This is a genomic window from Mesorhizobium sp. WSM4807 (assembly GCF_055811615.1).
The window spans coordinates 12,316-33,316 of sequence record NZ_JBVVQY010000032.1; the positions used below are offsets into that span (position 1 = coordinate 12,316).

Sequence of the window (21,001 nt, forward strand, 5' to 3'; positions counted from 1 at the left end):
GACCAAAGCACTACGTCGCGTGCAGCGCACGCTTAGTCATTGATATATCGCACTTTCGGCGGCTTTCAAGGAGTGGCTCCGCCGGCCGGTTAGCCAGGCTCCGTCAGTGCCGTCATTCGCCTGCTCAACTTAGAGGCGCCGCGCCGGGTTCTGGAGGCCGCAAGGCCCCGGATCACGGGTCAAGACTCCACGCGATCACGCCTTTTTCAGGAACTCGGTCTTCAGCACCAGGCCCTTCACCTGCTTGGTGTTGCACTCGATCTCGCTGGGATTGCCGGTGAGGCGGATGTTCTTCACCAGCGTGCCGCGCTTGATCGTCTCCGACGTGCCCTTGACCTTCAAATCCTTGATCAGGGTCACGGAATCGCCCTCGTTCAGCTGGGCGCCGTTGCTGTCTCTTACGATCGCGTCTGTCATATCAGGGCCTTTCATCGAAGCCGGACAACGGACTATCCGGCGGATGGCGGCAAGGTCAAGCGTGGTGGCAAACCGTGGCATCGCTGGCTCGTGAAGCGAGCAGGGCACCCGCGTTGCTCATCTCAGGTGCTTCAGCTATTGACCGGCAGCCAATGCCGGCACAGTTCCAAACGGAGCCCGACCATGACAGAGAAGACCATCCTCAAATTCGGCGCGGTCGAAAACGCCGAGGCGGGCGATCTCGCGGGCTGGGTCGTGGTCGACGGCAACCCGACCATGAAGACCGCCGTCCAGCACACCACAGCGGACGGCAAAATCATGTCGGGAACCTGGCAGGCCACCCCCGGTACCTACCACGCAACCTACAGCGACTATGAATTCGTGCACATGATCGCTGGGCGCATCGTCATCACGCCCGATGGCGGCGCGCCCGTCGAAGTCGGCCCCGGCGACGCCTTCGTGGTTGAAGCCGATTTCAAGGGAACGTGGAAAATCATCGAGCCGGTGATGAAGCATTTCGTCGTCAGGGTCGGCTGAGGCCGGAGGTGAACGGAACAATCCTGTCACGGCCTGGCGCGCCGCCAAGTCTGTTGATCCCGAGGCCTGTCGATCGGGCCTGTCGATCCCAGGGCCTGCCGATCCCAGGGCCTGCCGATCCCGGGCACCGCAAGCGCGGTGCGGTCGAAATAAAAGGTAGAACCCCTCCATCAGGGATGGATGAAACGCTAGAAATCGAAATAGATCGCCGGCGGATACGGACTGGACACATTCTTGTCGGCCGGCGCTGCCATCGCACCGGGCGACGCGGTGATCCCGCCGGTGGACTTGTTGTCGAGCGGCGGCCGGCTTTTCTCGGCTGTCGCCGCATTGGCATCGGTGGCAACGACTTTCGTTTTAGCCTCCACGGTTTGCGAAAGGGCGAGCACGGCGAGAAGTGCAGACAGAGCAAGTTTCATAACGGCGTCCCTCAATGGTTAACGTAGGTAAACGCCAGCCGCCGGCCCGAACATGGCCGCTACGCGGAAAGGCGTGGAATTCTGCGGAATTCCTGGAATATGGCTTGTGGAAAAGCGCGGCTGCAACGAACCGGCGCGAGTCAGGCTTACAGTCGCATCAAGGCAGCAGGGTGCGCCATGTCGCGCAGGGTTTGACGGTCACTCCGTGGTGACCGTCGTCCGCGCAAGACGGCGGCAGCTATTCGCGCGCTTCGTCGCGTCCGCGCTGGTGTGAAGATCAATCCTTGAAGCCGGTCGAGTCGAGTAGGGCGACCTGCTTGCCGTCGATGTAAAAGCGTATCACGTGCGCGCCGCCGTCGACTTCGATGCGCGTCGGATCGATGACCGGCGCCGCAGGAGCCGCCTTGCCATATGTCGCTGCCGCGCGCGAGCCGGCAGCGGCACGCGACGGTCCATCCGGCCCGAAGGTCAGCAGCAGCAGTGCGGCGGATCCAGCCGCAACCGCGGTGAAAGGGATTTTGGGGGAGGCAATCCAGGACATCGAATTTTTCCTTCCTTGTTGAGGCGGCATCTACGCTGGTTTGTGCCGGTGCCGAGAGCTCGGCTTCGCCGTCGTTCAAATGGCTGAGGAAGGGTGTTGGTATTCAAGCCTAGGTAGCGTGAGTTTCATAACTTGCCCTTGCCCTGCGCGACCTTAGCGCCGCCCGGCGGGGCGAAAAGGGCAGGCGCGTGGAGCGGCGTGGAATTCTGCGGATTTCCTGGAATATGGACTTTAGGAGAGTTCCGGCCGGCAATGAATGCGGTGGGAGCAAGTGCTGGCACATGCTATGCCTTACGGTGGCATAAAGGGGCAGGTGGGGATGGCACAGCATATCGCGCAGAAGTTACGGTTGACTGCAGCCTTGCTGGGAACCGTCGCCCGCAAGGATTTGGCGGCGGCGTTCCGGGGCGTCAACCCGAAGACGGCGTTCGATCTCGGCCGTGCCGACAAATGGCTGCAGGGCCGCGCCCAGCCACGCGAGCTCAGCGTCTACGACGACTGGTCGAAGCTTCTCAAGCTGGAGCAGCCCGGCGCCTGGATCGCCGAGAGCGACCTGTCAGGCTTTACGGCGGCGATCTGCGCCCGCCACGGCGTCGAGAGGGCCGAACTGGAACGCCGCGCCGGTGCGCATTTCGAGACGGCGTCGGGGCATGAGGAGCGAAGCCTTGGATTGGCCCTTGCCGGAACCTACGCATGTTATTCGCATGCCTTGTCGCCCTATTATCGCGGCCGGTTAATCAGGGGCAGCCTGTCGATAGAGACCGGGCCGGGTGCACACGGCCTGACTGCCGCCTATCGCGAGGTGTTGCCGACCGGACAACTGCAGGTCGGCGGACCGGTGAGCCCGGCAAAACGCGGGCTCTATGCGTTTCTGAAGGAAACCGGCGGCGATGCCCATTTCTTCCTCTGCCTGTTCCCGCACTCGCGGCCAGGGAGCGTGCTTGGCGGCTATATGGTCGGCGGCGCCATCATCGGCCCGGAGCCGCAGCCATCCCTGACCAGGATCCTGATCGTCCGCTTGCGCGAACCGGCGCCCGAGGCCTGGGGCGGATATCTGCCGCCCGACGGGTCGATCGCTAGGGATTTGGCTTCGCTTGGCGTGGCAATTGAGCAGCCGGAAATGGTCGACCGGCAGCTGGCGCAATTCCTCGTCGGAGACAGCAAGGACGGCGGTGCCAGCCAGATCCCGCCGGCCGAGTTCCGAGCCATCCTCGACGTGTTCGATCGTCATTGGCTGCGTCATTCGGATTAAGCCTGACCTCGTCTTCTGCAGTGCGGAATCCGATCACTACGTCAGTTGTTGTGTCCGACGACCAAGCGCCCGTCCGGCTGTCCAGTTGGGCCGCCAAGCCCTTGCCGCTCGCGTTTTCGAGCTCGCCGGTGCGAAGAAGCGAAAGTTGCGCGCCGGCTCAATATGCCTGATCATGGTGATTGGCAGGGTGGAGGCACCAAGTGGCGGCCAATCGTCGAAACGGCATGCACCCGTCGGAGTCCGGGCTGGTGGGCATTGTTTCCGGTGCCAGGGTCCTCCCGCGCATGTCATTGCCGACCGTCGCGACCGTCGTGGCTACGGTTGCCGCCCTGTATTTCGGGCGCGAGGTATTCCTGCCGATCGCAATCGCTCTGCTGCTTACCTTTGCACTTGCACCCATGGTTTCCGTACTCAAGCGAATCGGCATTCCCCGTCTTCCGGCCGTCATCGCCACTGTGCTGGGCGCATTCACGGTCCTTGCGCTGTTCTCCTTCATTGTCGCCACGCAGGTCAGCGAACTGGCGCAGAACATCCCGCTTTACCAGTCGAATATCCTGACCAAGGTCAGGTCCCTGAAGGAAACCGGCATCGGCGGAGGCATCATCGCCAGGCTGAGCGGGGTGATCGAAAGCGTTGGCCAGGAACTCGACAGGCAGGAAACCTCACCGCCCGCCGCAGATGAGCCAGAGCGCGAGCCGGTGCCTGTCGAGATCATCGCGCGCGAAAGGCCGCTCCAGGTTCTCCAGAACTTGATCGGGCCGCTGATCAGCCCGCTGGCATCGGCCGGCCTGATCATCGTCGTCGTCATATTCATGCTGCTCGAGCGCGAGGACCTGCGCGATCGTTTCATACGCCTCGTCGGCTACGGCGATCTTCATCGGACCACCGAGGCGCTCCAGGAAGCGGGCAAGCGGGTCGGCCGATATCTGCTCATGCAATTAGTGGTGAACATCGTCTACGCCGTGCCGATTGCATTCGGGCTTTGGGTTCTCGGCATACCCAATGCACTGCTGTGGGGATTGCTGGCGTTGGCGCTGCGCTTTGTTCCCTATATCGGCCCGATCATTGGTGCGCTGCTGCCTCTGTTCCTGGCGCTTGCCGTGGCTCCCGGCTGGTCGCTCGTGCTGTGGACCGCCGGGCTGTTCGTGGTCATGGAAATGATCACCGGCAACGTCGTCGAACCTTGGCTCTACGGCTCGCGCACCGGGCTCTCACCATTGGCCATCATTGTCGCGGCGATCTTCTGGACCTGGCTCTGGGGCCCGCTGGGCCTGGTTCTGTCGACGCCGCTCACGGTCTGTCTCGTCGTGCTCGGCAGGCACGTGCCGCAGTTCGAATTCCTCGACGTCCTATTCGGCAACGAACCCGTGCTCGAGCTACATGCTCGGCTTTACCAACGGCTGTTGGCCGGCGATCCGGAAGAAGCCACTGATCACGCCGAGGAGATCCTGGAGGAAAAATATCTGTTCGAATTCTATGACAAGGTCGCCATTCCCGCACTTCTGCTCGGCGAACAGGATCGCGTGCGGGGTGTCATGGGCGATGAGCAAAGACGGCAGGTGGCGGCCAGTGCGCAGACGCTGGTGGCGAACCTCGACGACAGCGCACGGGAGGAAGCGGAGGAGGACGATGACCCGGCTGCGGCCGAGCCTGCCACAGCGGATGAGGAAAAGCAGGCTCAAGCGGAGAGCGAGGACGACACCGAACTGCCGGATGGCACGGACATGTCGGTGCTTTGTGCCGGCGGCCGCGGCGAACTTGATGATGCCGCCGCCGCCATGCTGGCGCAGGTGCTCGAAGTCCAGGGAGCGACCGTCTCGAAGGCGAGCTTTGCCGACATGGAACCGGCGAGCATTCGCCGGCTCAAGTTCGATGCTGTCAACACCGTCGTGGTCGGATTCCTTAACCGCGACTCCGTCAAGCACGCCCGTTTCCTGGTTCGTCGGCTGAAACGTGCCAAATCGGCGCTGCGGGTAGGCATCGTGTTTTGGTCGGAGGACGGCGACGCCAGCGAGACAGCCGTCAAACTGGCCAATGACATCAATGCCGATTTTGTGGCGTATGGCATGGTCGAAGCCGTTCTGGGGGCGTTGTCGAGCGATCCGCCGGTTGCGCTGAAGGTCGCTGCCAAGCGCCGCATGCGCCGCCGGCCGCGCCCTGCCGAGAAAGCGCCGCTTGCCGCTGCAAAATGAGACCGTAGCTCGTTCTCACGTCCAGAAGTAACGCACCGTGTGAAAGAACACCGGAGCGGCGAAGACCAGGCTGTCGGCGCGGTCCATCATGCCGCCATGGCCCTCGATCAGATGGCCCCAGTCCTTCACCCCCTGGTCGCGCTTGATGGCGGAGGCGACCAGCCCGCCGAGGAACCCCATCAGGCAGGCGATGAAGGCGACGCCCGCCGCCTGGAGCGGCGAAAACGGCGTCAGGAACGACAGCAGCGCGCCAAGCAGGCTCGACGTCGCCAGCCCGCCGACCAGCCCTTCCCAGGTCTTCGACGGCGAAATCTTCGGCGAGATCAGGTGCCTGCCGAACAGCTTGCCGAAGATGTATTGCAGCACGTCGCTGCCCTGCACGGTGATGATCAGGAAAGCGATCAGCAACAAATTACGGCCTTCGAAGCCGGGAACGTCGAGCGTCAGCAGCGCCGGCACGTGGCTGACGCAGTAGACCGAGATCATGACGGCCCATTGCTGCGCCGAGACGCGCTCGAGAAAGCGCTCGGTGTCGCCGTGAAGCGCGGTGATCGCCGGCATCAGCAGGAAGCAGTAGACCGGGATGAAGATGGTGAAGAGGCCGTACCAGGCGGTCCACACCAGCCAGTACTGGAACGGGATGACGATGCCGAACATGCCGAGCAGTACCCAATGGTCGCTGCGGCGGCTGTGCGTCAGCGTCACGAATTCGCGCAAGGCGGCAAACGAGATCAGCGCGAACAGGATGGTCATGCCGGAGCGGCCGAAGAAGAAGGCAACGGTGATCGCTACCACCATCACCCACCAGGCGTTGATGCGCTGGTTGAGGTTGACCAGCGTCGAAGACAGAGGCTTCGGCGCGCGCCACGACAAGATGCCGGCGACCAGGCTTGCCGTGGTCAGCACCGCAGCGAGGCCGATAACCAGAATGAGGGTTTCGTGCATTGGCATGTTGTTCTAGTCGTCCCTCCGAGCATAGTGCCGGATGGATCCGGCACGATGCTCTACGCCCTTTTGGTCGCATGATGTTTTCCGGAAAACCGGATTCCACTTTTCCGCATCATGCGTTGGCGGGCGGGGGTTCAGCGCAAGCAGTGTTTGGCGGGCGCGGTCGAGAAAGGCACGGCGTTCCTCGCCGGGCGCAATGGCGATCGGCGCGCCGAAGACCACGCGGCAGAGCAGCGGCACCGGCACGAACTGGCCCTTGGGCAGCACCCGCGACATGTTCTCGATCCAGCACGGGATGAGTTCGACATCGGGCCGCGCCATCGACAGATTGTAAAGGCCGGAGCGGAACGGCAGCAGCGGCTGGTCGGTCATGTTGCGGGTGCCTTCGGGAAAGATGATCAGCGAATGGCCCTCATCGAGCACCGACAGCATGATCGAGATCGGATTCTGCGCCTCATCGGTCCACTGCCGGTGGATCAGCACGGAGGACAGCATGTCCTGCGCGATGAACCGGCGCAGCCGCGATTTTCCCCAATAGTCGGCGGCAGCGACGGCATGGGTGCGGGCGCGCTGCTTCTCACTGAGGCAGGCCGACAGCAGGATGAAGTCGCCGTGGCTGGCATGATTGGCGAAGTAGATGCGCTGCCGGTCCGACGGCTGGCTGCCGTTCCAGATCGGCCGCACGCCGGTCACCGCCCAGGCCAGCGCCGACAGGCCGACCGAGGTCACGGTCTGCAGCAGGGTGAAGGTCCTTGTGCCGAGCTTGCTCATCGTCCGGCTCAGAAGGACAAGGCGACGAGGGATGCCGCCACGAACAGGCCGAGCGCGATGCGCTGCTTCATCAGCAGGCGCTGCGTGCCCGCGATGCGCCGGTCGAGCGAGCGGATGCCGGCAGCGGCCGGCTTGACGCGCATTCGCGCCAGCACGTCGTCGACCGAGACACCGCCGGCGGCCTCGCTGATGTGGCTAGCCATCAGCCAGAATAGCAGTGCGTCGAAGGTAAGCAGGGCCGAGAGGGCGAGGGTGACCACGCCGCTCGCTGCCGCGATCAGCCAGGCCGCCGCCGCCAGCATCGTCGCCTGCGGCTGCGCTGCCACGGCAATGACCGGCGCGGCCGTCAATGCGGCCAGCACCAAAAGCAGCGGCCACACCGCCTGCGTCATCAGCCCGGCGGCGAAAGCTTCGGCCTTGTCTCGATGGGCACTCATGCCGGCTCATCCACCGCGATCCGAAGATGCACCGGCCGGCCCGATGCCGCGAGCCGTTTGTGCGCCTGCGCCGGCGTTGGCGAGCGGCCGGTGGCAACCAGCCATTCGGCGACGACGCCGGCGCTGCGCTGGAAGCCGAGCGCGCAGCAGACCAGCACCGTGCCGTGGCCGCGGGCCGCCTCGATCGCCGCCACCGCTTGCGCTTGCGCCTCTGGCGATGGCGGCAAAAGGTCGACCATGGCGACACTCGTCCAGCGGCTGGTGACGCCGCGCGGCCGTTCCAGCTCGCCGGCAAGGTCGATCACCGTGCCGAAGGCGTCGGCCTCGGCGGCGGTGGGAAAGCGGCCGAGGAAGACGCCGTCGGCAATGGCGACATGCGGCGGCAGCTTGCGCGTCCATGCCCATCTATTGATCCTGGCGCCAAGCCGGTAGGGCAGCAGCAAGACACGGCTTGCCAGCGAGACGCTGCCGTCGGCCGTCTTCTGGAACACTCTGGCGCCGGCCCCGGCATAGGCGAAGGCGACGATGGCCAGCGCCAGCGCCGGCCACAGCAGGATCAGCCACAGCGCCGAGACGAAGGCGCCGGCAACGGCGCCGGCCAGCACAAGGGCTGTGCCAAGCGCGTAGAACCGAGCCAGCCGCCTGGCCCTGGCGTCGGCGGTTAGCTGAAAGCCGGCGAACGGCAATTCGCCATCGCGCGGAAACAGCCACAGGGCGAAGAAGCCGAGCAAAGCGCCGGTCGGGATGTCGATGACATGGTGCTGCCACGTCGTCAGCACCGAGGCGCCGATCAGCAAACACCAGGCATGCCAGACGGTGGCCATGCCCTTGAGCCGACCGCGCCAATGATCCCAGATGATGATCAGCAGCGCGATGTGCAGCGATGGCGCCTGGTTGAACGGCTTGTCGAAGCCGCCGAGCACCGCGAACATGAAGCCTGGCAGGCCCGATGTCTGCGGCCGCGTGAAGGTCGCCGTCAGCGGGAACAGGATGAAGCAGGCGACGGCGATGATCTGCGCTGTCAGATAGCGGCCGGCGAGACGATCGACGCCGCGCTTGGTATCGTTCAAGAGCAGCGACAGGCCGTAGAACAGGTTGATCGACCAATAGGGCACGATCGTCCAGGCGATGAACGGGATGCCGCGCTCCCAGGCAAAGACGATGCTGCCGACATCGTCGCGCTGCGACGCCAGCCAGTTGGCGAAGCCGTAGGTCGCGTAGAAGAACGGCGCCAGGAATGCGAGCCACAGGGCCGCCCGCAGCACGATGCCGGCGTACGGCTCGCGCGCAGAGGCGGAAGGGGCAGGGGCAGGGCCAAGGGCAGGCAAGACCATGCTCAGACGCGCCGCGCGACCGAGACGGTGAAGATGCCCCACTGGTCGATGCGCTGGTCGAACTTCTCGAAGCCGGCCGCCGCCACCAGCTGGTCCATCTCGCCTTGCGTGCGCCGGCGCATCACCCAGGCCTGGCCGCCGCGATGCGAGGTCAGGCTGCGCGCGATCATTTCGAGCTGCGGATGCCAGGGCTGGTTGGTGTAGAGAAGCAGGCTGCCGGGCTGCATCGCCCTGGCCAGCCCGCCGAGCGAGCGGGCGATCATGGCGTTGTCGGCAAACAATTCGTAAAGCCCGGAGACGATGGCGAGGTCCGGCGCCGGCTCCAGCCCGGCAAGCATTTGGGCGTCGAAGGCGTCGGCCTGGTGGAACGAGATGCTGGTCGGCAGGTGCCGCTCGGCGATCAGCTTGCAGCCGAGTGAAACGTTGAGCTCGGAGAAATCCTGCAGCCGCACGCTGGCCGGCGGCTCAGTGCATTTGGCGACGGCGTCGAGCACGTAGCGGCCGTGGCCGGCGGCGATATCGACGATATGGACCGGCCGCCCGGCTGCCTTCAGCGTCTCAGTTGCACTGCCGATCAACTCTTCCAGATGCAGCTTGCGCTGGCGGATGCCGCGCCAGCCGATGGCGTCGAGAAAGGTGCGGTCGATCATGCGGCCGAGCGGACCGGTGCCCCGCGCCTCGTTCTCGTAGACATAGTCGAGCGTCGAGCCGGAATCGAAGCCGGTGGCAATCCCCGTCTTCATGCCTGACGACAGCCACGCGCCCATGCGGATCGAGGCGCGGCTCATTGCCCAGTACAGGCCTTTCGGTGACAGCGGGGCGAGCGGCGAGGCCAGCCGGTCGGCCTCGTCGCGTGTGTAGCCGGCGCGGTCGGCCGTGGTCAGGTCGAGCGGCTTCTCCGGCGTCGCGAACTGTCTTTCGAGGAACGGCTTGATCAGGTCGAGTGCCTTGCGGCGGTCGCGTTCGCCGAGCGTGTCGTGGAAGAAGCCGGGCAGCACATGCCGCTCCTTGGCCGGGCTGGCGAGATTGACGAAGAACTCGTGCTGCGGTCCATACCGCACCACCCAGTCGCTGCCGGAGATCAGCAATTGCGTCGGCACAGTGATGGCGCGGGCGTCGGCGACGATACGCGCGGCGTGGTCGTAGAGCTCGACGAGGATGTTGGAGGCGATCGGCCGCGTGATCAGCGGATCGGCCTCGAAGGAGGCGATGCGCTCGGGGTCATGCGTCAGGAACTTGGCCTTGACGTAGGAATTGACGAAGAAGCGGCCCTTGATCTTCTGCCACAGCGCAATGCCTTGTTTGGCGAAGGGCACGTAGAGCTTGACCGAGAAGGCCGGCGAGGCCAGCACCAGTGCGCGGATGTCGGGCGCATAATCATGCACCCAGGCGGCGGCGAGCACGGCGCCGAAGGATTGCGCGATCAATGCGATGTCGCGTTGGCCGAACCCGTCTCTGCCGATCTCGCGCACGAAACAATCGATGTCGCGCACAAGTGCTGCAAAGGACGGCGCATAGCCGCGCTCGCCGGCCGAGCGGCCATTGCCGCGCGCGTCCCAGGCGTAGAAGGCATGGCCGGGCATGTCGAGTTCATCGACCAGATGCGCCATGCGGCCGCCATGCTCGTGGCCACGGTGGAACAGCAGGACCGCGCTTTTGCCGTGTTCGGTTAGTGCCGGCCAATAGCGATAGAAGATCTCGGTGCCGTCATGCGTGCGGAAGGTGCGCTCCTGCGCCACCCGCTGCTCACTTGCGGAAGCGGCAATCGTTGGTTCATGAAGCATGTTGTTCCCCTGGCGACCGGAATTTCAGTCACCGCTCCCGTTAAGCCCGCTGCGTATCCGGTTGATGGCGGTCACCAGCGAGAGTGTAGCCAAGGCCGGAAACACAAACGGCGTGATCGCGTCCACCCACAGGCCGCAGGCGATGAGAAAGGCGATGATACCGAGCGCCATCGCCCGGTCGCTCTTGCCGAACGGCCCGGCATAATTGCGCCCTGTGCCCGCCGCGATGCCGAGCACGCCGGCGAATTCCACAAGCACTGCTGTGACGGCAAAGGCGACGACGCCCCAGGCAGGGAAGAGAGCGGCAAAGGCCAGGATCAGCGCCAGGTCGGAAACGACGTCGCAGAGTTCGTTGAGATACATGCCGAGCTTGGAGGTCTGGCCATGTTCTCGCGCAAGCATCCCGTCGATGGCGTTCAGCGCCATGCGCGCAAACAGCACCACCGGCATCAGCAGGAAGACTGCGCGATGGCCGGCAAGGGCCGCGACCACAACGCCGGTGGCAACCGACAGGGCGGCAGCCAGCAGCGTGATCTGGTTGGCGGTGACGCCGGCCCCGGCCAGCCGGTCGGCGAGCGGCCGCAGCTTCGCCTGAAAGGCCGGTTTAAGCGCATAGAGCGTCGGCATGTGCGAACCCCCCGGCCGCGGTGCAACTAACGTCGGCGAGCATGGTCAATTGGCGCGCAAGACGCAAGGGCGGCGAGCGTGACCAAGCTGTTGACGGCGGGCTCGATATTCTAGTGGGAGTGAAGGGAGTACCGTGGAGTAGTATCGGATAGCAGAGGATACTCGAGCGAATCCTAGGCCATCGATAGCAGTCGATAGATTCTAGGCGACCTGCAGATCTGCCGCTCTGTCGGGCGTTTCCCCGCTTTTCGAACGGCGCCCATACGCCGTCAGGCCCACCCCAACCTTCGCGACTTTGTGGCCTTCAAATATTCGGTCGCGCGCTGCTCGAAGAAGTTAGCGCGCGCGACCAGTTCTCGGCGTCGATCACACGGTCGTAGATCGATTACTGCTCCTTCTTGAACAAATCCTGGAAGATCAGCTGGCCCCAAGTGCGGCCGCGTGCGTGCACCAGCGCGCCACCCTCGTTGAGCTTTCCCAGCTTGACGGGTGCGAACCCGAGTTGTTTGGCCAAAGCCGCCACGGGAGCGGTCGCGTCCTCGTCGTCGCTCGACAGAAAGACGACCCGGTGGCCGCCCTCGACGATCGGATCGGCAGCCAGGGTGGCCGCAATCAGGTGATTGAACCCTTTGACGAGCTTGGCGCCGGTGAACGCCTTCGCGACGAAGGCGGAGGACGGGAGACCGTCCAGCTCTTCAGGGACTGGAAACACGTTCGTCGCGTCGATGACTGTCTTGCCTTCCCAGCTCGGCAGAGCCTTCGCAACCTCGCGGTGCTCCCAGAACGGGATTGCCAAGATGATCGTGTCGGCCTCGACTGCATTCTGCAGAGACTTGGCGACGACCGTGGGTCCGATCGCCCGAGCCTGTGGCGCCAACGCCTCGGGCGGACGGCGGCTCGCGACGGTCACGTCGATGTTTTTACGGGCGAAGGCGTGGGCGAGGGCCTGGCCTATCTTACCGAATCCTACAATTGCGTAGCTCATAATGCTTCTCCGATCCGTGTTGATATTCATTCCCCGCCTTCAACGGCGCTGGGTTATCCGTTCTGCTGTGTGGCGACCTTTGCGTAGACATCCCGTCGTGAACGACTTCCGCGCGGCCGGGCCGACCGTTCAGCGCGGAAGTCGTTCCACCATGGACATGCTAGTTCCCGCCGATCAGCCACTTGCCGCGATCCGGCGCGATTTCAGATGGCCGAGAAGCCTCCGTCGACAGACAACTCCAGCCCATTCACGAAGCTCGAATCGTCTGAAGCAAGAAACAGCGCGGCCGTCGCAATTTCCTCAGGACGCCCCATCTTTCCCCGCGGGATCAGGGCTTCGAACATCCGCTTCCCCTCCTCGTCGAGAACTTGGTCCTGCATCGGTGTGGCGATCGGCCCCGGGTGCAGCACGTTCACCCGGATATTCCTGCCCTTCAGCTCGTTGAGCCACCCGCGTGCGAATGCGTGCAACGCCGCCTTGCTCGCCGCATACACGCTGTAACCAGGAAAACCTTTCACCGAAGCAACTGATCCGGTCATGAAGATCGATCCGCCATCGTTGAACAGCGGCAACGCCTTTTGCACCGTGAACAGCGTGCCGCGCGTATTCAGGCCGAAGGTCGAATCGAAATGCTGCTCGGTAATCTCGCCCAGTGGGACGGCTTCGCCCGTGCCGGCGCTCGCATACAGGACGTCCATCTTGCCCTTTTCCCGCTTGACTGTATCGAACAGGCGGTCGAGGTCGTCGAGATTAGCCGCGTCGCCGCGCACGCCGGTCACGTCCCGGCCAATCAGCTTGACGGCCTCGTCGAGCGCCTCCTGCCTCCGGCCCGTGATGAAAACGTAGGCGCCTTCTTCAACGAACCGCTTGGCGCTCGCCAGCGCCATGCCGCTCGATCCACCCGTGATGACTGCAACCTTGCCCTCAAGCTTTCCCATGACTTCTCCTTTCGTGGTGTCGGGACAGCATCTGCCTCCGAGGACCTCGAAATGGGTCAGTCGGCGTCAGTTGTTGAGTGCGGAAGCGCGCACATCGGTGGTGCGAAATCGATCCGGCTGGACGACTGACGCCAGCCGCGACGATCGGTGTCCGCCGTTCGGAATGGGGCCTCGTTCGTCGACATAGGCTAGGATAACCGCCCGTACTGCTGTTCGATGTGCTAGATACGGGCTTTGGAAGGCGCGCACCGCGCGGTGCCGGATTGCACCATGATCGACTGGGATGACGTTCGCTACTTTCTTGCCGTCGCGCGCGGAGGCTCAGTGCGGGCCGCCGCCGAGGGCCTCGGGGTGAATCACTCGACCGTGCTGCGACGCATCGCTCAGCTCGAGGAACGCCTGGGGGCGCACATGTTCGAAAAGCTGCCTTCGGGCTACCGCCTGACGGCTGCGGGCGAGGAGGTCCTCGAGTTCGCGGAGCAGATGGAGGCGTCGTCGAACCGGCTGGAGACGCGAATCTTCGGGCGCGATCAGGGCGTACGCGGACTCTTGCGGGTGACACTGGCGCCGACCCTCGCGACGCACCTGCTCATGCCCGACTTCGCTGAGTTTGCGCTTCTGCATCCGGACATCGAGATGGAAATCTTGTCGTCCGGCGAGTTGGCAAATCTGACCAACCGAGAGGCCGATGTCGCGATCCGCGTCGTTTACGACCGCAAAACCCTGCCGCTCAATCTTCACGGCCTGAAGGGACCGGAGCTGTTCAGCGGCGTCTACATGTCTCGCGATCGACTAGCCGCGTGGCGTGCGGGTGCGCCTGATCCCATCCGGTGGATCGTCATAAGCTTTCATGGCATCCCGGACTGGGCCCGCGAGGGTGAGGTTCGTACCACGGAGGCTCCGTTCAGGACCACGGACGGCGAGGCGCAGATCGTTGCAGTACGGCAAGGGCTCGGTATGACGACACTGCCGTGCTTCGTCGGAGATGCCGACCCCCTACTGGTAAGGGTGCCGGGCACCGACCTGCACATGCATGGAACGCTCTGGCTTCTCACGCAGGGGGAGACACGCAAGACGAAGCGCGTGCGGCTCTTCACTGAGTTCGTATCCCGCAGGCTCGCCGCGTACGCTCCGCTTCTCGCGGGGCTGTCTGTATCGCGCGACTGATGCGCAGCAGGTCGCCGGCGACGCTTGCCGTAATCCGGTCGGAAGCCGAGCTGCGATCGCTTGAAGCGGCGTCGTTCAATCCGCGAATGTTGCGCCGTGTCGCAACCGGCGGGAGGGCCACACTACTGACGGCGACGGACTTCACCATCGCTGACGGTCTTTTTGGCAGGCTGGAGACGCCGCTTTTGCGGAGAACTCCGAGGAAAATAGACAACCGATATCGATAGTCTTTGAAACCGAGCAAATCGCGGATCGCCGAAATTCTCCTTTGAATTCAAGAGCGAGAATTTCTGACGGATCCGGGATACGGTTCTTCGTCGTCAGCGGAAAGATTTTCCTCGATGGATCAATGCGTTATGATGCTTCAGAACAATCGAGTGGGAGGCGTGGTGCTGATACGCAGGCCGCGTTCAAAACCCGGACGGAAATTCGCCGCGTCGAGCCTTACGTCCGCAATGCGCCGCCAATAGCAGACATGACGGCCTGGTCCGATTGAGAAGCCTTGGCGCGAAATGTCCGCTATCGTCAGCTATGATGTCGTCGCTTTGCGCACGAAGTCGGTGAGTTCGCGGTTGAAACGAGAGGAGTCCTCGATGAAGGGTGCGTGTCCGGTCTCGGGGTACCAGGAAGCGGTGCTCGTCGGACATGTCTTGAGGATGTGATCGCCCATTGCCGGGAGGACCACCGTGTCGCTGCGGCCCTGAGTCATAAGGACAGGTCTCTCTAACATGGTCAAAACGTCGTCGGAGTTGATCGCGCGCGTGACAAGCGCAGCCCGGACGCTTGGGGCCACAACGATGTTCCAGCACAGGGCCACCTCGTATTCGTCTCTCGGTAGCGGTCGCGCGGTGCAGCCCTGCACGAAGTCGCGAATGGCCTGGATGTTGGAGGGGAAGTCGTCGCCTGCGGTCGCGCCCGGCACGTGATCGAGAAAGCCGGGGCCGATCAAAACGCCGAACGCGGCCCTGTCAAGCGTTACAGCCGCACCGACGAAGTTGATCCCGGCAATCGCATCCTGGCCGCAAGCGCGTACATAGTCACAGATGATGAAGCCCGCATAAGACCACCCCACGAGAACGGGCCGGTTCAGGCCAAGCTGGCCGACGATGGCCGCAATATCGTCCGCCCATGGCTTGGGCTCCGTGTACTGCTGCTGTGCCTCGGGCGCTTCCGACATGCCATGGCCGCGAAGATCGAAGGCGACGAGGCGAAACGCGTCCGCAAGCTCACTCTCGTACTGTTTGCGCCAGCAAAGGTGGTTCTGCGACCACCCGTGGATGAAGAGGATGGCTGGAGCATCGGCGTTGCCCCATTCGCGCACATGCAGCTTCACGTCGCCGCCGCCGATCACGGAATGAATCTTCATCTTGATCCTCCATTTGCTGACCACGGCGCCGATGATCACCGGTCTGCGTTGGAAGGAGTGTTGTTGCGGGCGTTAGAAAAGAGCAGCCGAAGCGTTGAAATTTGCCGGCTGGAGAGAAGAACCCGCCGAGCCGATCCGTCACTCGGGTCCGGCCATGAAGGATCTGACTTCACGCAGGAAATCGGCGAAGGCAGGCTCGTCGCCGAGGAGGATATGATTTGCGCTGTTGAGGTCGACGAAGCGCGCCCCCGGTATGCCGGCCGCGAGCACCTTGCCTTCGTCGAATGGAACCACGGCATCGTTCCTGGCATGCAGCACCAGCGTCGGAACGCTCACCTCTCCCAGCATCGCCGAAACGTCTATGTCGCCGAAAGTGGAGTGAAGCAGGCTGGCGTTGAGCGGCGATGTGGTCTGCCTCTGGAGATCGTTGAACCAAGCCATCTGCTCGCGGCTGGCACCCGGAATGAATGCCTCGGTGAACAGCTGGCGGAACGCGGCATTGTCCTTGCCCCATCCTTCACGGATCAGGGTGGTCATGGCTTCATGGGTATCGAGCTGGTGGGTGTCGCCGCGCTTTCGCCGGCCCCTTGCATAGCCGCCGTAGAGGATGAGGCGAGTTACGCGCTCGCGGTGCCGGAGGACATAGGCGATCGATACCGCACAACTTTGCGAGACGCCGAGCAGCCGGAACCGGTTGAGGCCGCTTGCGTCGGCAACGCTTTCCAGATCCGTGACCATGGCGTTGAAGGAGAAGTCGCCGACGTTCCAGTCGGAGAGGCCGTTGCCGCGCTCATCGTAGCGGATCAGCGTATTCCTGCTCGAAAGCTGATCGATCCAGTGTCGCCACACCGGGCTTTCCCATTCGTATTGCAGATGCGACATCCAGTGCGCCGCGCGAAGCAGCGGCGGGCCGTCGCCCGAAACCGCGTAGGCGATCCGGACGCCATCGGGGCTCCTGCAATAATGTATCTCCTGGGAACGCCGGTGCTCATTTTGGCCGCCACCCGGAGCGGGACGGCCGGCTTCACCTGATGCTTGTTGCCCGGCTTGCTCGCTGACCGGTCGCAGTTGCGTTGCGCGCTCTCGAGCCGAAGCCTCGAGGGATATTATCTCCAATGAAACCTGCTTGTTGGCCGGGTCCAGAGACTGCAGCGTTTCGGCATAGGAAAGGGCCCGTTCAGGGTCGCTGCGTAGCCGCTCGACGAGCGCCTGCAGGATCATCGATCTGGTGCGATCCAACGCGTCACCGTGGAATGTGCGCCAAGCCTCGAACACCGGGCAGCGCGGCAGTTCCAGGTCTTCGAGGAACTGCCCCCGGAACATGGCAGCCAGGGTTTCCAGGCGTGAGGTGTCGAGAAAGCGTACCTCGTTCGCCGTCATGTGGGCGACTTGCAGCAAATCGACATCAAGCTTGGCGGTGTCGAAAAGCACGCTCTCTCGATCGGCCTTCAGGCAGCCCTCGTCACCGTTCTGGTTGATGATGTGCCTTAGCTTCGAGAGACTCCATCTCAGCGAAGCCCTTGGGTCGTCAGGCACCTCCCAGAACATTCGGCACAAATGATCGCGCCGCTGACGCCGGTTCGCCACCACTAAGTAGGCGAGCAGAGCGCGCGTTTTCTTCGACGGTGGCAGCGCGATCTCCCGGGCGCCCCGCAGGACCACCAATTCGCCGAGCACCTTGATCTTCAGTGGGCCCTTCATTTGGGACGCCGATCGCTTGCAAGCAATTTTACCCGCGATACTGCTCTGTGTAAATTTACTTGATGGTCGGCGCCTACTGCCGGAACCTTACAATTGGCCAGGCCCTATCGTTTCGGCGCGGCCGCCGCGTTCTTCAAGGTCGAATTCCGAAGGGTCTCTTTCCAGTTTTCGGATAGCGCGGGCCAGCGCCGGCAGGACGGTTTCGCGCGCGCCGTCGTCAACCTGGGACAGACTCCTGCGTATGGCATCCTTCCAGGCCGGGCCGCGGTCGTAAGCCTCCATGAAAGCATCGGCCAGGTCTTCCGACTGCCGTTGTTCGATCATGGCTTCCATGATGGTTGCAGCCTGCATCCTGTCCTTGCGGCTCTTGGCGGTGCCGTCGCTGTCCGTCCGACGGCGGCTGGCGACGATGAGTTTGTGGATGGCGTACCGTTCGGGCGACGGCACGTTCACCGGCACGCCGGCACCGTGAAGGAGAACGGCCCGGATCGGCTCGTATATCAGGAAATCGAGAAACCGCAGGGGCTGCGCCGACGCGCCACCAAGCGCGGGCATGGTTGTTGGACGACCCTCGTAGTCGGCCGAACCGGTGTTCGGAGTCAGGAATTCGACCTTGTATCCGGAGCGGGAAGAATATTGCGTGGTGAAGCGGCCGTCAGCCTGGTGCGGAATCTCCCGGAAAGTCGGGTCGACTTTCCTCAACGTATCGAGCACGGGTGGCATCTTGTCATCGACGGCCGTCGAGATCGAATGAAACTGCGCAAAATCGGCATCTCCCGTGACCATCGACGTACTGGGCAGGCGAACGCCAAGGACCGCTGGATAGCATTGATAGGCGACGGTACCGACCAGGACACCGCGAAGCCTGAAGAAGCCGGCTTCGGCGAGCGCCTGGACAATGTCGCCGGTCTTCCTTTCCGGCCGTGGCAGGTAGGCCTCGCGAATGAGTGTCGAAACCAGCTTTCGCCGCTCTTTGATGTCGGCTTTCAGGTCCTTGAAGTTTTCGACCCTCCTGGTGATTTGGGGATCGTCGACGGGGCCGACATATGTGCGTGTTTTGCCGCCGTCAGGGTTCGGCAGGTCGAGATACCAGTAACGGCGGCCTTTCACCTCGGCTGTGACAAAGCGGCCGCCGACGTTGAATTCCGTCCAAAACGAGGCATCCAGCGACCGCTGCGCCAACTCGGAATAGAGTGTCTGGTATGTGTGGGGAATCTGCTGCATGTGCGTTGTTACCGTTTTCGCGAAAAGGGTAATAACACAATTTCATCGCCACCGTCATCATAAATTGTTACCGCTTTCGCGAAAGCGGTAACAACTGCGCTCAAGGCATCCGTGGATGCGGGTCAAATCGCGCGCCAGCAGTTCGCCTCTTCCCAGGCCCGGCCCCCACGATTGAATTAAACAGTGCCCTATACTTTACAAGTAAATTTAAATATGTGAAGTTATGTCCACCAAAGGATCCTCCATGACAGCCAATCGTTTCGCCACACGCCTCAACTCCTTTGCCTCGCGGCCACAGGCCGAATGGCCGGATCTTGTCGGCAAGCCGTCCATGCTGCAGATGGCGTCGCGTGCGGCGAAGGTTGCGGGGCTGACCGACCTCGACCTCAACTTTCCCGACCATGTCGGTGAAAAACCAACAGAAATGGCGCGAAAACTCGGCGATGTCGGGCTTTCAATCAATGGCTTCGCCATGCGCTACTATTCCAACCCGGCTTTCAAGCTTGGCGCCTTCACCAATCCAGATCCCGCAGTTCGCCGCGAAGCCATCGACCTGACCAGGGCCGGCATCGACGCCGCGCGTCAGGCCGGCGCCAATCTGATGACGCTGTGGCTCGGGCAGGATGGCTTCGACTATGCCTTCCAGGCCGACTACGCGACGCTGTGGCAACACGAGATAGACGGTATTCGTGAAGTGGCGGCGCATGATCCCGACTGCCAGATCAGCCTGGAATACAAGCCCAACGAGCCGCGCTCCTACAGCCTGATGCCCGACGCGGCGACGACGTTGCTGGCGATTCGCGAGATCGGACTGCCCAACCTCGGCGTGACCCTCGATTTCGCCCATGTGCTCTATGCCGACGAGCAGCCGGCTTTCGCCGCAGCACTGGTGGCGCGCCACAGCAAGCTGCTCGGCGTGCATCTCAATGACGGCTACGCCAAGCGCGACGACGGCCTGATGGTCGGCGCGGTGCACGCGCTGCAGACGATCGAGCTGCTCCACCAGATCCGCCGCGACGGCTACGGCGGCGCCATCTACTTCGACACGTTCCCCGACATGACCGGGCTCGATCCTGTCCACGAATGCGAAGTCAACATCGCCACCGTCAAGCGCATGCTGCGCGTCGTCGAGCGGCTGGAAAAGGACAACCGCCTGTCCACCGCCGTCGACCGACAGGACGCGGTCGCATCGCAAGCCATCATTCAGGAAGCCATGCTCGGGCCGGACAGCTGACGCCGGCGCCGTCACCGTTTTTCAACAAGGGAGGAAAGACCATGAAAATTCTGCTTGCCACCGCTGCCGCTGGCCTGATGGCGCTGTCCATCGGTTCGGCCTTTTCCGCGGACCTCGCGCCGCTCAACTCCGACACCGAGAAGGATCGCATCGACTGGTCGCAGCTCGAGGCCAAGTTCGGTGCTTTCCCCAAGCTGCCCGAGGGCACCAAGGCGGGCGCCGTCTCCAAGACGCTGACCAACGAATACTGGCGCTCGCTGGGTGAGGGCTACAATTCGTTCGGCGATCGCGTCGCTGTTCCGGTCGTCTACCAGGCGGCGCAGAGCGAGGGCGACCAGCTCGGCCAGCTCACCATCGCCGAAGGCCTGGTCACGCAAGGCTACAACGTGCTGCTCGTCTCGCCGCAGACCGATTCCAACCTGCAGCCGATCATGGAACAGGCCAAGGCCGCCAACGTGCCGGTGGTCAACGTCAATGATGCGGTCATCCCGCAGGCCGAGCACTATGTCGGCAATGTCCAGCGCGACAATGGCGTGCGCGTCGCCAAATGGTTCGTCAAGAACCGGCCGGATGGCGGCAAGGTCGCCATCGTCGAAGGCCAGGCCGGCGTCTATGCTGCCGTGCAGCGCACCGACGGCTTCAAGACCACGATCACCGAAGCCGGCAAGTTCGAGGTCGTCGCCAGCGTGCCCGGCAACTGGGATCGCCAGACCTCCTACGACGCGGCCACCAACATCCTGCAGCAGCACCCCGACCTGATCGGCTTCTATGCCAACAATGACGGCATGGCGCTGGGCATCGTCGAGGCGGTCAAGGCCGCCGGCCTGCAGGACAAGGTGGCCGTCTTCGGCACCGACGGCATCTCCGACGCCTATGCCTCGATCCGCGCCGGCGAGCTGACCGGCACCGTCGATAGTTTCCCGGTGCTGACCGGCGAGGTGGCGCTGGAATCGGCGCTGCGACTGGTGGCCGGGCAGAAGCTGCCGCGCGTCGTTGCCACGCCGCAGGCGCTGATCACCAAGGACAATGCCGACCGCTATTCCGGCGCCGGCGACGCCGTGCGCAAGGCGCTGCTCGAGGACGCGGCAGTGGGCAACTAAGGGCACAAGGGCGGGTGCCGGCGAGAG

Annotated in this window: 20 protein-coding genes; 6 read left to right on the top strand and 14 right to left on the bottom strand. The window is 63.4% G+C overall.

Annotated elements, in window-relative coordinates; translation table 11 throughout:
- Positions 1-195 precede the first annotated feature (195 nt).
- The gene (locus tag AC0L3N_RS28515) at positions 196-417 is read right to left on the bottom strand and encodes an alkylphosphonate utilization protein (protein ID WP_123148066.1); all 222 of its coding nucleotides are present in this window, start codon (positions 415-417) and stop codon (positions 196-198) included.
- A 183-nt stretch (positions 418-600) separates the two neighbouring features.
- On the opposite strand from AC0L3N_RS28515, the gene AC0L3N_RS28520 reads away from it, so the two are divergent.
- Entirely contained in the window at positions 601-954 is a 354-nt protein-coding gene (locus AC0L3N_RS28520) for a cupin domain-containing protein (protein WP_473550845.1), read from the top strand.
- 188 nt (positions 955-1,142) lie between these two features.
- Here the strand turns inward: AC0L3N_RS28520 and AC0L3N_RS28525 are convergent, their stop codons facing one another.
- Together AC0L3N_RS28525 and AC0L3N_RS28530 are read right to left on the bottom strand one after the other, a co-directional pair.
- Entirely contained in the window at positions 1,143-1,373 is a 231-nt protein-coding gene (locus AC0L3N_RS28525; protein WP_123148036.1) for a hypothetical protein, read from the bottom strand.
- Positions 1,374-1,650: 277 nt separating this feature from the next.
- Complete coding sequence (locus AC0L3N_RS28530) at positions 1,651-1,914, bottom strand: hypothetical protein (RefSeq protein ID WP_123148037.1); 264 nt, start codon at positions 1,912-1,914, stop codon at positions 1,651-1,653.
- Positions 1,915-2,233: 319 nt separating this feature from the next.
- On the opposite strand from AC0L3N_RS28530, the gene AC0L3N_RS28535 reads away from it, so the two are divergent.
- Positions 2,234-3,166: a hypothetical protein gene (locus tag AC0L3N_RS28535; RefSeq protein ID WP_473550847.1), complete on the top strand. Its 933-nt coding sequence runs from the start codon at positions 2,234-2,236 to the stop codon at positions 3,164-3,166.
- Positions 3,167-3,366: 200 nt separating this feature from the next.
- Positions 3,367-5,358: an AI-2E family transporter gene (locus AC0L3N_RS28540; protein WP_473550848.1), complete on the top strand. Its 1,992-nt coding sequence runs from the start codon at positions 3,367-3,369 to the stop codon at positions 5,356-5,358.
- Positions 5,359-5,373: 15 nt separating this feature from the next.
- Here the strand turns inward: AC0L3N_RS28540 and AC0L3N_RS28545 are convergent, their stop codons facing one another.
- The 8 genes from AC0L3N_RS28545 to AC0L3N_RS28580 all read right to left on the bottom strand — a co-directional run bounded on the left by AC0L3N_RS28545 (position 5,374) and on the right by AC0L3N_RS28580 (position 13,182).
- Positions 5,374-6,303, bottom strand: a complete 930-nt coding sequence (locus AC0L3N_RS28545) for a phosphatidate cytidylyltransferase (RefSeq protein WP_473550850.1) — start codon at positions 6,301-6,303, stop codon at positions 5,374-5,376.
- A gap of 12 nt (positions 6,304-6,315) precedes the next feature.
- On the bottom strand, positions 6,316-7,077 hold the full coding sequence (locus AC0L3N_RS28550; protein WP_473550851.1) for a lysophospholipid acyltransferase family protein: 762 nt from the start codon (positions 7,075-7,077) through the stop codon (positions 6,316-6,318).
- An 8-nt stretch (positions 7,078-7,085) separates the two neighbouring features.
- On the bottom strand, positions 7,086-7,514 hold the full coding sequence (locus tag AC0L3N_RS28555; protein ID WP_473550853.1) for a hypothetical protein: 429 nt from the start codon (positions 7,512-7,514) through the stop codon (positions 7,086-7,088).
- Positions 7,511-8,848, bottom strand: a complete 1,338-nt coding sequence (locus AC0L3N_RS28560) for a phosphatase PAP2/dual specificity phosphatase family protein (protein WP_473550854.1) — start codon at positions 8,846-8,848, stop codon at positions 7,511-7,513. The genes AC0L3N_RS28555 and AC0L3N_RS28560 overlap by 4 nt, the downstream gene beginning before the upstream one ends.
- A gap of 2 nt (positions 8,849-8,850) precedes the next feature.
- On the bottom strand, positions 8,851-10,632 hold the full coding sequence (locus AC0L3N_RS28565) for a bifunctional alpha/beta hydrolase/class I SAM-dependent methyltransferase (protein ID WP_473550855.1): 1,782 nt from the start codon (positions 10,630-10,632) through the stop codon (positions 8,851-8,853).
- A gap of 24 nt (positions 10,633-10,656) precedes the next feature.
- The gene (locus AC0L3N_RS28570) at positions 10,657-11,259 is read right to left on the bottom strand and encodes a CDP-alcohol phosphatidyltransferase family protein (protein WP_473550857.1); all 603 of its coding nucleotides are present in this window, start codon (positions 11,257-11,259) and stop codon (positions 10,657-10,659) included.
- Positions 11,260-11,644: 385 nt separating this feature from the next.
- Positions 11,645-12,244, bottom strand: coding sequence for an NADPH-dependent F420 reductase (locus AC0L3N_RS28575; protein ID WP_473488935.1), 600 nt, complete (start codon positions 12,242-12,244; stop codon positions 11,645-11,647).
- A 203-nt stretch (positions 12,245-12,447) separates the two neighbouring features.
- Positions 12,448-13,182, bottom strand: coding sequence for an SDR family NAD(P)-dependent oxidoreductase (locus AC0L3N_RS28580; RefSeq protein ID WP_473550858.1), 735 nt, complete (start codon positions 13,180-13,182; stop codon positions 12,448-12,450).
- 270 nt (positions 13,183-13,452) lie between these two features.
- Here AC0L3N_RS28580 and AC0L3N_RS28585 point away from each other — a divergent pair, with 270 nt between their 5' ends.
- Positions 13,453-14,349 (top strand): LysR family transcriptional regulator, encoded by an 897-nt coding sequence (locus AC0L3N_RS28585; protein WP_473550860.1) that lies wholly within the window; start codon positions 13,453-13,455, stop codon positions 14,347-14,349.
- A gap of 529 nt (positions 14,350-14,878) precedes the next feature.
- On the opposite strand, the gene AC0L3N_RS28590 is transcribed toward AC0L3N_RS28585, so the two are convergent.
- From AC0L3N_RS28590 to AC0L3N_RS28600, 3 genes are all read right to left on the bottom strand, one after another.
- A complete protein-coding gene (locus tag AC0L3N_RS28590; protein ID WP_473550861.1) occupies positions 14,879-15,715 on the bottom strand; it encodes an alpha/beta fold hydrolase in 837 nt (278 codons plus the stop codon).
- Between the two features lie 138 nt (positions 15,716-15,853).
- Positions 15,854-17,416 (bottom strand): bifunctional AfsR/SARP family transcriptional regulator/alpha/beta hydrolase, encoded by a 1,563-nt coding sequence (locus tag AC0L3N_RS28595; protein ID WP_473550863.1) that lies wholly within the window; start codon positions 17,414-17,416, stop codon positions 15,854-15,856.
- Positions 17,417-17,503: 87 nt separating this feature from the next.
- The gene (locus AC0L3N_RS28600; protein WP_473550864.1) at positions 17,504-18,640 is read right to left on the bottom strand and encodes a nucleotidyltransferase family protein; all 1,137 of its coding nucleotides are present in this window, start codon (positions 18,638-18,640) and stop codon (positions 17,504-17,506) included.
- Positions 18,641-18,884: 244 nt separating this feature from the next.
- On the opposite strand from AC0L3N_RS28600, the gene AC0L3N_RS28605 reads away from it, so the two are divergent.
- Positions 18,885-19,874 carry a TIM barrel protein gene (locus tag AC0L3N_RS28605; RefSeq protein ID WP_473550865.1) on the top strand — a complete coding sequence of 330 codons (990 nt, stop codon included), beginning with the start codon at positions 18,885-18,887 and terminating at the stop codon, positions 19,872-19,874.
- 41 nt (positions 19,875-19,915) lie between these two features.
- On the top strand, positions 19,916-20,974 hold the full coding sequence (locus tag AC0L3N_RS28610; protein ID WP_473550867.1) for a sugar ABC transporter substrate-binding protein: 1,059 nt from the start codon (positions 19,916-19,918) through the stop codon (positions 20,972-20,974).
- Positions 20,975-21,001 lie beyond the last annotated feature (27 nt).